This is a genomic window from Bacillus sp. RB3 (genome assembly GCF_030164735.1).
In the GTDB taxonomy this organism is placed as follows: Bacteria; Bacillota; Bacilli; order Bacillales; family Bacillaceae_G; genus Bacillus_A; species Bacillus_A cereus.
In genome coordinates, this window is the sequence record NZ_JASNGE010000007.1 from 192,637 (window position 1) to 205,512 (window position 12,876).

The following is a 12,876-nucleotide window of genomic DNA, read 5'->3' on the forward strand; positions in this document are numbered from 1 at the left end:
TATAATATAGTAAAAAGGAGGCGATGCGATGTTTCGCTTTTTCAGAACTGGAAAAGAAGAGCGGGAAATTACGAAAGATGAATTAGAACAAGCGATGGCTCAGTTTTTAGAAACGAATGCTAATATCGTTTATACAGTATTAGTAAATGATGATTATACAGTAAATTATGATTTGTTAAAACCATATTTACCTGCATTTCCAACAAATGTTTTTCTCATAACGAAGGAAACGCTTGAGGTATTTGAACATACAGCAGAAAATTTAAACCTAGTGAAAGAAATTGATGTCGTACAAAAAGCAGTAGATCAATACGTAACAGAAAAAGAAATGTTCCCAATTGTTGAAGGTAGCGAAGATCGCCTCATATGTGGAATGAAATTAGGACCTTACTTAAATCGTAGCTTAAAAAGAGACTTATATATTTCAGAAAAACATTATTTAGTTTCAAGTAAACCAGATAGAAAAAAACAAAAGAGTGGGTAGACGTAATGAAAACAACAATACATATATTGTTGTCTTTTTTTGTTTGTTAAAATATCGATTTTTCAGTCTATTCTTATTTATACTAAATGTATTGGACAGGGAAGAGCAACTATTAAGCATCATTCTGAGAATAAGGTATTGTTAGCGTGGGTTATACAAAGTGGTATAAAGATTCGCAAACAAATATTATAAAAGGTTTCGGGGGAATTGGTACATGAAAAATAGTATGACTTACATTCAATTATTAAATGAAACGTTACGTTGTTATGCAAATAAAGGAAGTTTTGAAGCGTACAATTATATAATGGAAAACGCTACAGGTGTAATAGGGAATGAGGCGCAAATATATAATTTTAAGTATGCACTCGCAAGTGCATCGGGACTTGAAAAAGAAGCATTACATTTAATGAGAGAGGCCATTATAGAAAAGGGATTCTGGTATGGAAATGAGTATTTAATTTCCGACGAAGATTTAAAATCACTACATAAATTTGAAGAATTTCATACAATGGTGCAATTATGTAAAGAAAGAGAAGAATTAGCACATAAAAAGGAAAGACCAGATGTGAAATATATATACAGTAAGAAAGAGGGAAATCTACTACTTACATTGCATGGTAACCAAGAAAATATACAAATAGTAGAACCATATTGGAAATCTGTTTTGATACAAGATTATATGTTAGCTTTACCACAGTCTTCACAAATTGAGTTTTCAGATGGATTTGTTTGGGAGGATATAGAGAGAGGGAAAGAGGAATTAAAAGAGCATTACAATAAGTTTATAGAAAATCATACAGTAGAAAGTGTAATCATTGGTGGTTTTTCTGCAGGGGCGAGAGTAGCTTTATATACGATTTTACAACAAGATATAAATGTAGATGGTTTTGTTTTTATGGCACCATGGCTTCCCGAGATTGAAGAATGGGATGAGTTGCTAAGAGTGCTGAAGGATAAACATATAAAAGGATATATAGTATGCGGGGATCAAGATGAAGATTGTTTCGAATCCACGCAGCAATTTGTACAACTATTAAGAGAGAAAAATATAGAACATAAGTATAAAGTTGTGCCTGACTTAGATCATGATTATCCTATTAACTTTGAAGAGCTATTAAAAGAAGCTATTGAATATATAGGAAATGAAAACAATAAGTAGTAAGAAAAAGAGATGCATCACATGTGATGCATCTCTTTTTAGAATTATAAATTAAAAGCATTTGCTAGTAAGCGATAAGACTTTAATTTATGTTCAAATTGATGAGTAATCGTGACAATCATAAATTCGTCAGTATTGTATGCTTTGCTTAAGTTTATTATTTTTTCTTTTACAGAAGACGGATCACCAACAATCATACGTTGACGATTTTCTTTTATACGGAATAAATCATAAGCACTGTATGAATAATTTTGAGCAGTTTCAATAGAAGGTGTACCAGTAGTTCGTTTTCCTTGCTCTAATAATAAGATTGATAAATCTAAACTAGAAGCAATTTTTTCCGCTTCTTCATTTGTTTCTCCGCATATAACAAAGATGGCAACGATTGAATCAGGCTTATCTCCTAAAAATGAAGGTTGATATTGTTCTTGGTAAGCCCTCATAACTTCAGGGCCTCCGAAGCCATTAATAAATTGTGCAAATGCGAAAGAAGCTCCGTTGTTTGCAGCAATTTTAGCGCTCTCTCCGCTAGAACCGAGCATCCACATTTCAGGAGATGTTGGGATAACTGGAGTGGCTTTTAAGTTTGCATAGTGATGGTTTTCTGGTATTTGATCATGTAAGTACATTGCAACGTCTGCAATTTGTTCTGGATATTGATCAAGTGAGACCATTTTCCCTTCTTGAAGTGCGCGAGTTGCTATTGGCATACCACCAGGTGCTCTACCAACACCGAGATCGATGCGGTTCGGATACAATGCTTCTAGAACACGGAAATTCTCAGCAACTTTATATGGGCTATAATGCGGTAACATAACACCACCTGAACCGACTCTAATACGGTCCGTTTTTGCGGCAATATGAGAAATAAGTATTTCTGGACTTGAACCAGCTAAGCTTACGGAATTATGATGTTCGGATACCCAAAAACGTGTGAATCCGAGTTTTTCAACTTCTTGTGCAAGCGTAACTGTATGTGAAAAAGCTTGGGCTGCTGTGCTACCATCTGAAATAGGTGATTGGTCTAATACACTTAACTTGATCATAGAATATACCTCTCAATCTTAATGTACATCCTATTATATATTTACTTATGAAAAATGCGTAGTGAAATGCTCAAAATGAAAAGCGGATAATCTTATTTCCGCTTTTAACGAGAAAATCCGCGTTCATAATGATTCATTTCGACTAGATTTAAAATATATTCATAGTTGTCAATTTCACGCTTTAGTTGTTCACGTTCTTTTTCAGATAGTGTCATATTGCTAAGTTTTTTACATAAGTTTTGTTTCTTTAATTCTAAATGTTTTTTTGTAGCATCGTAGTCATAAGTATGTTTCATTTTTAACCACTCCTTCTTTGTAGTTGCTATATTATACGAAGTATAAAGAAAAGTGAGATCTGTCTCTTATGTACTTTTAGTGAATATTCAAATTGCAATGGTGTTATGTTTATGGGGATTTATGAATAAAATGCACTAAACCACTAACGTCCATTTGATGAAGTAAGGGGTGGAATTGTGCAGAAAGATATAATGTATAACACTGAAATGGATGAAGCGTTAAAAGTTATAGATAAAGGATTGAAGAAGACGATAAGCCCAAAACAGATTATTGTAGTGGGAGCTGGTATGGCTGGGTTAGTTTCAGCATCTTTATTAAAGGCTGCAGGACATGATGTGAAAATTTTTGAAGCAAATAACCGGGTAGGTGGCCGTATAGAAACAGTGAGAATGGAAGATACCGGATTATATTTAGATGTTGGAGCAATGAGAATTCCGTATTCGCATACATTAACGATGGCATATATAAGAAAATTTGGGCTACAGGTGAGTCCTTTTATTAATAGGAATGAGACGGATATTATATACGTAAATGGACGGAAAACGACGTTAAAACAATATGAAAAAGATCCAAGTATTCTAAGATATCCTGTGGAAATGAATGAAGTTGGAAAAACGTCAGAGGAATTATTATTGTTAGCGGTACAGCCCATTATAAATTTTATAAAAAAGAACCCAGAAAAAAATTGGGATATTGTTGTAAAGGATTTTGGGAGATACTCTACTGGACAATTTTTAAAGTATCATCCTTATCAGTATAATACTTACTTTTCGCCAGTAACAATTGAGATGATTGGTGTTTTATTAGATTTAGAAGGTTTTTTGGAACGGTCGTTTGTAGAGACTTTACGCTTTCTATACATTATGCAAGAGGAGAGCGGATTTTGTGAAATTGTGGGCGGGAATGATAGATTGCCAAAGTCATTTTTACCGCAATTAGAAGAGAATATTATATATAATCAAAAATTAATGAAGTTACATCAACACGATAATGGTGTGACAGCTTTCTATCGGAACGAGGAAACTTTTGAATATAGTAGTATTACAGGAGATTTAGTTATTGTTACCATTCCGTTTTCGACAATGCGTTTTGTAGAAGTAGATCCGTTTGATTCTATATCTCATGAAAAATGGAAAGCAATTCGTGAATTACATTATATGCCTGCGACGAAAATAGGAATTCAATTTAAAAGCCGATTTTGGGAAGAACAAGGACAATTAGGTGGCAGAATTATAACAGATTTGCCAATTCGTTATGCCTATTATCCAAGTTATGGAATTGGGGAGAAAGGACCGGCTATGATGTTAGGTAGCTATACATGGTCTTATGACGCGTTGTTATGGGATGGTTTATCAAAAGGGGATCGTATTTATTACGCATTACACAACTTAGCAACAATATTAGGTGGTCAAGTGTATGATGAGTTCATATCTGGAATTTCAAAAAGCTGGACATTGGATCCGTATGCGCTTGGAGGATTTGCACTTTTTCAAGCAGGTCAAGAATCTGAGCTGCAACCAGCGATTGTCAAACCAGAGGGGAGAATATTCTTCGCTGGAGATCATACAACGCTATATCACGGATGGATTCAAGGTGCGATTGAATCTGGAATTCGTGTAGCGGTGGAAGTGAATGAGTAAAAGGTTTTCAATTCAGAAAATTCTTTACTATATAACTTCAGATGGATATTATTATATATAAAAGAAATATAGGGAGTGTTTACAGTGAATCCGTTATTATTCGATTTTCCTTCTGAATTTTATACTGACAGGCTTTTTATTCGAATGCCGAAACCAGGAGATGGTAAAGTTGTATATGATGCAATTCAGGCTTCAATACAAGAACTAAAACCTTGGATGGTGTTTGCACAAAAAGAGCAAACAGAGCAAGAAGTAGAAGAAAGTATTAGAAAATCACATATTCAATTTTTGCAACGTGAGGATTTAAGATTACTAGTATTTTCGAAAGAAACAGGTGAATTTATTGCTTCAGCCGGATTACATCGTATTAATTGGGATATACCTCAATTTGAAATCGGATATTGGATTGATACAAGGTTTAGCGGAAAAGGCTATATGGTAGAGGCTGCGAAAGGTATAACGGATTACGCTTTTTCTGAATTAAAAGCAAATCGTGTAGAAATTCGTTGTGATTCTTTCAATAAGAAGAGTAGAGCGATACCTGAGAAATTAGGTTTTAAGTTAGAAGGTACGTTAGAAAGTGCGAGTGTTGCGGTAGATGGAAACGGATTAAGGGATATGTGTGTATTTGCCATGACTAGAAATACATATGAAAAAGAAGAGCTGTAAAAAAACAGCTCTTCTTTTTATGCATTATGGTACAGGATGTCCATTAGAGCTTTCGAAAATTGTAAACCATTGTTGACGGTCTAAGTTAACTTTTGTAGCAAGAGCGGCAGTTTTTACGCGATCTAATTTACCAGAGCCAACGATTGGCATCATATTAGCTGGATGAGCAAGTAACCAAGCATACATAACCGTATCGATACTAGAAACACCTAGCTCAGTAGCAACTTTTTGCACAGTTTCACGTACACGTACGGCGCGTTCTGATTGACCAGTAAAAATCTCCCCACCAGCAAGAGGTGACCAAATCATTGGATTGATTCGTTTTTCTTGGCATAAATCAATTGTCCCTTTTTCAAAATGCTCAAGCTGTAATGCAGAAACTTCAATCTGGTTCGTAATAAGTGGGAAATCTAAGTACGAACTTAACATATTAAATTGTGAAGGTAAGAAGTTAGATACACCGAAGTGACGAACTTTTCCTTCTTGTTTTAATTGTGAAAATGCTTTTGCCACTTCATTTGGGTCCATAAAAGGATCGGGACGATGAATAAGTAATACGTCAATATAATCTGTATGTAAATTTTTAAGTGATGCTTCTACACTTTGCATAATATGCTCTGTACTAGTATTGTAGTGAGCAACATATCGCTCTGGAAATTTCGGTGATGGGGGAGCGATTCCACACTTTGTAATAATTTGCATGCTTTCTCGTAAGGAAGGCTTTAATTGTAAAGCTTCGCCAAATAACCCTTCACACGTATATGCGCCGTAAATATCAGCGTGATCAAAAGTAGTAATTCCCATATCCATACAATCTTCAATGAAAGAAAGTAATTCTTGTTTCGTCATATTCCATTCTGCTAAACGCCAAAATCCTTGAATAATACGAGAAAATTCTAGCGTCTCAGCCATTTGAACTCGCTCCATTATAAGTACCTCCTAGAAGAATAATAATGTTTTGAAAAGGCTTTCTTACTACATGTTATTATATAGTTAATTAGGTGTACAGACAATAAATATGTTTTGCTACAAAAACGATTTTCTCTATATGCTATAATGTAGAAACATATAGCTATAAGGAGATGTACGAAATGATTCCAGTAACAATATTAACTGGTTTTCTTGGATCGGGGAAAACGACATTATTAAATCGTATTTTATCAGAAAATCACGGTAAGAAATTAGCGGTGATTGTAAATGAAATAGGGCAAATTGGCATTGATAATCAGTTGATTATGAATGTGGAAGAAGAAATTATGGAAATGACAAATGGCTGTTTATGCTGTACTGTACGTGAAGACTTACTTGTTGCTTTAAAACAGTTATTGGACGTAAAAGCAGAAGGGAAAATGGATTTTGATGGTTTAGTAATTGAAACGACTGGCCTTGCAAATCCAGGGCCGATTATTCAAACATTCTTTTTAGATCCAGTCATCCAATCTGCTTACCAAATTAACGGTGTTGTAACGGTGGTAGATAGTTATCATATACATAAACATTTTGAAAAAGGATTAGAAGCAAAAGAGCAAATTGCGTTTGCTGATGTCGTTTTAGTAAATAAATTAGATTTAATTGAAGAGAATGAGAAAGAAAATCTCTTGCATGAAATTCAAGGAATTAACCCGACTGCAAAGTTAATTGAGGCGACTAACTGTGAGGTAGATATACCATCTTTATTACAAATCCAAACGTTTAAAACGAAAGATACGTTGCAAATTTACCCTCATAAAGAACATAACCACTTAGAAGGTGTGAAATCATTTGTATTACGTGAAGAACGTCCGCTGGATTTACAAAAGCTTAATGAGTGGATGTCAGCTGTCGTTCAAGAGCTAGGGGAATATTTATATCGTTACAAAGGAATTTTATCGATAGATGGAGTAGATAAACGTATCGTTTTCCAAGGCGTACATACGTTATTTGCTGCTTCGTACGATAGAGAGTGGCAAGAGGGCGAAGAGCGAGTAAGTGAAGTAGTTTTTATCGGAAGAGATATTAATAAAGAGTGGTTCCAAGAACATTTCGAGGAGTGTGTGAAATAAGTCTGCGTAAATTGCAGGCTTATTTTTTATGAGCATTCTATTAGATTGCAAAACAGAATTAAATAAGGGGGAGAAACTAAAAATTGATAAATGTATAATAAAAAGCCTGTTTTCACAGGCTTGTATTTTCGTCTATTAGTAACTCCATTACAACACCTACAACTGGACCTTCATCATCAATATCCCCATTTAAGCGGAAACCAAATGATTCATACAGTCCAATTGCAAGTTTGTTGTCTGGATGTAAACTTAAGTAAATTATTTTGCATTCAAATTTTTCTTGTAAGAATTGAATGAGTAAGCGAAGGAAACGTTTTGCGTATCCTTTTCCTTGATATTGTTGGTCAATCATAAAGCGATCGAGCCATACACTTTTATGTTTTACTGAATACCATCCATACATTGCGTATCCTACAAGTGTTTCTCCATCATATAAACCTACTGACGTTCCGTTTCCTTCATATAATGATTCTGCTAAAGAAAACGCGTTACTTTCAATAAATTGTTGCTGATCTTTTGCGACGTCTAAAGCAACTACTGAACGCCAATTTTTTGCTGTTACTTCACAAATGTGAAGATTCATAATTCCAACTCACCTTCTAAATTAATATAGCTTTAAAGCTAATATGGATAATTTTACTTGTTATTTTGGTCAAGTCAAGGATAAATACATAAAAAGGCAGCTGAATAACAAATTCAGTTGCCTAGAAAGTATAATGGATTAGTTTGTTGCTTCTTTCAATGTGTTTACGTTTTCTTCCATTAAAGTAAAGTAATCTTTATTATTTTTTGCATCATCTTCAGAAATAGTAGCTAAGTGATTTAAGCGTAAAACTTTTGTACCAGTTTCTTTTTGAATTACGGATGCTACTTTTGGAGTAGAGAATGTTTCGAATAAAATATATTTTAGATTATGTTCTTTTACTGTTTTTGTAATGTCAGCAAGCTGCTTTTGAGATGGTTCATCAGAAGCTGAAATTCCAGCGATAGGAATTTGTTTTAGGCCGTATCGTTGTTCCCAGTAACCATAGGCAGCATGAGAAACTAAAATTTCTTTCGTTTTTGCGTTCGCTACAGCTGCCTTAAATCCATCGTCTAAATCAGTAAATTTAGTTTGAAGTGCTGCAAAGTTTTTTTCGAATTCTTGTTTATGTTCAGGTTGTAACTCTACAAGTGCATTTTTAATTTTTTCTGCCTGTTTCATTGCTAGAGTAGGATCTAACCAAACATGCGGGTCTTTATCGTGATGATGTTCATCTTCTTTATGGCCATCTCCATGATCATGATGCTCTTCTTCAGTAGAAGCACGAAGCTCAATACCTTTAGATGCATTTACAATTTTAACATTTTCTTTTTGTAATGTTTTTTCCATTTTTTCAGCAAATGGTTCTAATTCAGCGCCGTTATAAACAAATAAATCGGCTTTTGCAACTTGTACTGTTTGTTTTTGACTTGGTTCAAATGTATGTGAATCTGCACCAGGTGGGTAAATCGCTTCAACATTTACATAGTCGCCACCGATTTTCTTTGCGAAATCAGCAAGCGGAAAAATCGTTGTATAAACTGTTAGCTTTCCATCTTTCTTGGCATTACTTTCTTTTTTATTTGAGCAGCCAGCGAAAATTAAGGTAAAAATAAGTAAGAATGAAAATATAGTCAATCTTTTAGGCATGAAGTTCTCCTCTTTTCTTTTTTACGGATATATTTTCCCCAATTATAGAAGAAAAATATCATTTTAATACAAAACGGAATAATTACGTTTTAGTTTGCGAACTTAGTATAATACATCTTTAATAAAGTTGCAATAAATAATAATCATTCCGATTTGTTTTTGTTATAAAGTTGTCAAATATAGGGGTATTATTTTTGCAAATGCATGCATATGTGACAACGCTGTTTTCATATATTGAAAAGGAGGTAAAGAGGGGGATGAGCGCTTGGGTTACTTAATGGAAGCTATTTTATTAATATTAGCGGTAGTATTGCCATTATCTTTCGTATTAATTTTTTTAAGAAGATTAATAAGTAATTTAGGGGACGCTACAACAATAACGAAATTACAAGAGAGAGATGAGAAAAAAGAGTGAGTAAAGCACTATGCGTACGCATAGTGTTTTACTTGTGGTAAAATAAGAGCAGGAAACTCCTAAAGGTTGTATTTTACTAAAGGAGAGAAAAGTAAAATAAGAGGTATATGCATATATGAATAAGCGAACAGCGTTAATACTCGGTGCAAGTGGTTTAGTTGGACAAGAGATAACGCGTCTATTACTTGAATCAGATTACTACGATTCGGTTACTATTTTTGTAAGAGAGCCAATGCAATTGCAACATGAGAAGTTACAGCAGAAACAAGTTGATTTTTCGGTATTAGAGGAATATAAAGAGTTCTTTGCTGTGGATGATGTTTTTAGTTGCTTAGGAACAACAATAAAAAAAGCAAAAACAAAAGCAAATTTTAAAAAAGTAGATTATGAATATACGTTACGAGCTGCTTGTTTAGCTGAAAAACAAGGGGTACAAAATTTCCTTGTCGTGTCTTCTATGGGAGCGAATCCTAAATCATTCTTCTTTTATTCACAAGTGAAAGGAAAAATGGAAGAAGAATTGCAAAAGTTAGTGATTGGTGGTATTCACATTTTTAGACCATCATTATTAGTAGGAAATCGACAAGAATTTCGTTTCGGCGAACGAATGGCCGAAAAGTTATCTCGTATTATTCCGTTTATCTTTAAAGGAGCTTTCAAAAAATATAAACCAATTTCAGCTAAAGATGTGGCGAAAGGGATGTATATAACCGCGCTGCGAGAAGAATCGGGTATCCATACTTATAATTCAAATGAAATTACAACGATAGAATAAATAAAACCGAGAAGAATGACTTCTCGGTTTTATTTATTCGTATGAATTTTTCCTGATGCTCGCTTATATTGGTGAGGTTCTTGCAATTCAAAGCCAAGTTCATTGGCCGCTATTCTCGGAAAATACGGATTGCGAAGTAATTCACGTCCGATAAAAATTAAATCTGCTTCGTTATTATTTAAAATTTGCTCTGCTTGTACTCCGGTCGTAATTAATCCAACTGCACCAGTTGCAATGTTAGCATGCTCTTTAATATGTTTGGCATATTGTACTTGATAACCAGGATACACATCAATATGTGCTGGTACAACTGCGCCAGAACTACAATCGATTAAATCTATTCCCTGTTCTTTCATCCACTTTGTATACTGAACGTAATCTTGAACCGTTAGCCCGTCAGGATGATAATCATTTGCTGAAATACGGACAAATATTGGTCCGTCCCAAACTTCATTTACAGAGTCGATGATTTCGCGTAAGAAACGATAGCGGTTTTCAGGTGAACCACCATATTCATCAGTCCGCTTATTGGAAAGCGGAGAAAGAAATTCATTAATAAGATAACCGTGAGCACCGTGTATTTCAATAACATCAAATCCAGCTTGTTTTGATCGTACTGCAGCTTGCTGAAAAGCTAATACAGTATCTTTAATTTGGTGTTTGCTCATTTCTATTGGCATTTTCATTGTTTCATTAAATGGAATGGCTGAAGGAGCTAACGCATCTGTTTCTAATTCTGCTTTTCTTCCGGCGTGAGCGAGTTGAATGGCAGCTTTTGCACCATTATCATGTATAAAAGTAGTCGTTTTATGTAAGCCTTCAATTAGGTTGTCATCCCAAATGCCTAAGTCTTTATTTGAAATTCGACCTTCAGGTAACACGGCTGTTGCTTCAATCATAACTAAACCAACTTGACCGGCAGCTCTTGTTCCATAATGAATGAGATGGAAATTCGTTACTTGGCCATCCCTGTTTTCCGATGAATACATGCACATAGGTGACATAACAATCCGGTTTTTTAATGTAACGTCCTTAATTGTATAAGGTGAAAAAAGTTCGGAATTCATCCAATAGCCTCCTAGATTGAATTTTCTTACATTGTATCATTCTCTTTTTTGTTTCTCTAATAAAACGCTTATACGAAAAATTTTGTATATTCGTGTTACAATGACTAATATGAACTGAATTGGAGGATGGCATATGTACCAGGCTTATTATGAAAGCGAAGTAGGTTTGCTTGAAATTACAGCGAATCAAGAAGGAATTACGTCTGTTATATTTGTTGATGAACGACAAGAAGAAAATAAAAATGAAATGATAGAACAATGTATAAATGAGTTAGATGAATATTTTAAAGGGAAAAGAAAAGAGTTTACGGTCCCGCTGTCTGCGGAGGGAACAGCATTTCAAAAAAATGTATGGGATGCACTTTATACTATTCCATACGGCGTAAGTGCTTCATATTTAGATATTGCAGAGAAAGTTGGAAATACAAAAGCTGTACGGGCAATAGGAGGGGCAAATAGTCGGAATCCAATTTCAATAATTGTTCCATGTCACCGTGTAATAGGGAAGAGTGGAAAGCTTGTTGGATATGCTGGTGGTTTATGGAGGAAAGAGTGGTTATTAAAACACGAAGGTATTTTGAAATGACGTATGGATGGGAAGAGGGATTGTTTTGAAATGTATAAATTGTGGGCAACCTTGCGAGGAGGAACAGTTAAATTGTGCAAGTTGTCAGCGAAACTTGGATAATGAACAAGATGAAGGTAGCTCGTTAATAGATAAAGAACTAGAAGTATATGTAGGGAGACAATATCCGTATTACAAAAGGAAATGGGAGCTTGAGAATAAGCGGATTGCTAGGTGGAGCTGGAATGGTTGGGCTGCTATTTTCAATATAGGCTGGCTAGGATATCGTAAGTATTATGTACCAGCTGCTTTATTTATGTTGTTATTAGTAGCGTGTGATGCATTTTCGTATTATATGGGATTTAATGTAGCGTTGCCAATCATTAATATGGTGCCTCTTACGTTTTTATTACTCATTTTTATTCTGTTTGGAATGGGGATTTTTGCAAATGGATTGTACTATCAATTTGCGGAAAGACGTATATACCGAATAAAAGCAAGAGAAATAAAAGATAAATCAGTTGAAAACTATCTAATCAATGATAGCGGCGGAACGAGCAAAATGGGAGCGACAATTGTTACTATTTTAGCAGTTGCTAGCATATTTTTTAGTCATTTCTTTTTTCCGACTGATCGAGACGTTATTCAAAAGGTTCGTACAAGCTCGCTTTATGAATATCCTTTCTTTTCAATAGGTGAATCTTTCGAAAATTATTTTCAAAATTCAGGTTGGATATATTATCGTGGAACGGAAGGGTTAGAATTAGTAGAATTCCAAGGATATAACACCGGAACGCCAAGACAAAAGGTGAAGATTCAATTTGTTGTCGATTATAAATTAGGTGAAGTGGAACCATACTCATTTATGGTTAATGGTGAATCTAAAACTGAAGAAGAGTTTTTGAAGCTAATGGAAGAAATATTTAAAGTTCAAAATCCATTTGATATAGAGGATGGATTACAAGTAAATGCTATTCAAGAAAGCGGCTGGAAAGAAATTTCCGATCGCTTTTTTCTATGTTTGTTAAAATAAATATTTAAAATA

General features: G+C 34.4%; 15 protein-coding genes. 9 read left to right on the forward strand and 6 right to left on the reverse strand.

All coding sequences use genetic code 11. The features are described from left to right. Window positions 1–28 precede the first annotated feature (28 nt). The gene (locus QO049_RS12415) at window positions 29–484 is read left to right on the forward strand and encodes a DUF3939 domain-containing protein (protein WP_000488206.1); all 456 of its coding nucleotides are present in this window, start codon (window positions 29–31) and stop codon (window positions 482–484) included. A gap of 214 nt (window positions 485–698) precedes the next feature. Then, window positions 699–1,643 carry an alpha/beta hydrolase gene (locus QO049_RS12420; RefSeq protein ID WP_000798319.1) on the forward strand — a complete coding sequence of 315 codons (945 nt, stop codon included), beginning with the start codon at window positions 699–701 and terminating at the stop codon, window positions 1,641–1,643. Between the two features lie 44 nt (window positions 1,644–1,687). Here the strand turns inward: QO049_RS12420 and QO049_RS12425 are convergent, their stop codons facing one another. Next, entirely contained in the window at window positions 1,688–2,689 is a 1,002-nt protein-coding gene (locus tag QO049_RS12425) for an LLM class flavin-dependent oxidoreductase (protein WP_000594039.1), read from the reverse strand. Between the two features lie 104 nt (window positions 2,690–2,793). Continuing rightward, complete coding sequence (locus QO049_RS12430; protein WP_000683359.1) at window positions 2,794–2,985, reverse strand: DUF3896 family protein; 192 nt, start codon at window positions 2,983–2,985, stop codon at window positions 2,794–2,796. Window positions 2,986–3,162: 177 nt separating this feature from the next. On the opposite strand from QO049_RS12430, the gene QO049_RS12435 reads away from it, so the two are divergent. Next, window positions 3,163–4,626 carry a flavin monoamine oxidase family protein gene (locus tag QO049_RS12435; protein WP_048568920.1) on the forward strand — a complete coding sequence of 488 codons (1,464 nt, stop codon included), beginning with the start codon at window positions 3,163–3,165 and terminating at the stop codon, window positions 4,624–4,626. Between the two features lie 84 nt (window positions 4,627–4,710). Beyond that, window positions 4,711–5,295, forward strand: coding sequence for a GNAT family N-acetyltransferase (locus tag QO049_RS12440; protein ID WP_001068749.1), 585 nt, complete (start codon window positions 4,711–4,713; stop codon window positions 5,293–5,295). Between the two features lie 24 nt (window positions 5,296–5,319). Here the strand turns inward: QO049_RS12440 and QO049_RS12445 are convergent, their stop codons facing one another. Beyond that, complete coding sequence (locus QO049_RS12445) at window positions 5,320–6,222, reverse strand: aldo/keto reductase (RefSeq protein WP_097796798.1); 903 nt, start codon at window positions 6,220–6,222, stop codon at window positions 5,320–5,322. A 164-nt stretch (window positions 6,223–6,386) separates the two neighbouring features. On the opposite strand from QO049_RS12445, the gene QO049_RS12450 reads away from it, so the two are divergent. After that, window positions 6,387–7,337 carry a CobW family GTP-binding protein gene (locus QO049_RS12450; RefSeq protein WP_000613422.1) on the forward strand — a complete coding sequence of 317 codons (951 nt, stop codon included), beginning with the start codon at window positions 6,387–6,389 and terminating at the stop codon, window positions 7,335–7,337. 112 nt (window positions 7,338–7,449) lie between these two features. Here the strand turns inward: QO049_RS12450 and QO049_RS12455 are convergent, their stop codons facing one another. Further along, window positions 7,450–7,920 (reverse strand): GNAT family N-acetyltransferase, encoded by a 471-nt coding sequence (locus QO049_RS12455; protein WP_284489284.1) that lies wholly within the window; start codon window positions 7,918–7,920, stop codon window positions 7,450–7,452. A gap of 138 nt (window positions 7,921–8,058) precedes the next feature. Then, window positions 8,059–9,009 (reverse strand): metal ABC transporter substrate-binding protein, encoded by a 951-nt coding sequence (locus QO049_RS12460; RefSeq protein WP_001126151.1) that lies wholly within the window; start codon window positions 9,007–9,009, stop codon window positions 8,059–8,061. A gap of 265 nt (window positions 9,010–9,274) precedes the next feature. Here QO049_RS12460 and QO049_RS12465 point away from each other — a divergent pair, with 265 nt between their 5' ends. Beyond that, window positions 9,275–9,424, forward strand: coding sequence for a hypothetical protein (locus QO049_RS12465; RefSeq protein WP_000540932.1), 150 nt, complete (start codon window positions 9,275–9,277; stop codon window positions 9,422–9,424). A 115-nt stretch (window positions 9,425–9,539) separates the two neighbouring features. Beyond that, a complete protein-coding gene (locus tag QO049_RS12470; RefSeq protein ID WP_001042736.1) occupies window positions 9,540–10,199 on the forward strand; it encodes an oxidoreductase in 660 nt (219 codons plus the stop codon). Between the two features lie 29 nt (window positions 10,200–10,228). Here the strand turns inward: QO049_RS12470 and namA are convergent, their stop codons facing one another. Beyond that, complete coding sequence (namA, locus tag QO049_RS12475) at window positions 10,229–11,266, reverse strand: NADPH dehydrogenase NamA (RefSeq protein ID WP_097842613.1); 1,038 nt, start codon at window positions 11,264–11,266, stop codon at window positions 10,229–10,231. 133 nt (window positions 11,267–11,399) lie between these two features. Between namA and QO049_RS12480 the strand changes: the two genes are divergently transcribed. Then, on the forward strand, window positions 11,400–11,852 hold the full coding sequence (locus QO049_RS12480; protein WP_000283913.1) for a methylated-DNA--[protein]-cysteine S-methyltransferase: 453 nt from the start codon (window positions 11,400–11,402) through the stop codon (window positions 11,850–11,852). Between the two features lie 7 nt (window positions 11,853–11,859). Continuing rightward, window positions 11,860–12,864 carry a DUF2628 domain-containing protein gene (locus QO049_RS12485; protein WP_002196418.1) on the forward strand — a complete coding sequence of 335 codons (1,005 nt, stop codon included), beginning with the start codon at window positions 11,860–11,862 and terminating at the stop codon, window positions 12,862–12,864. Window positions 12,865–12,876 lie beyond the last annotated feature (12 nt).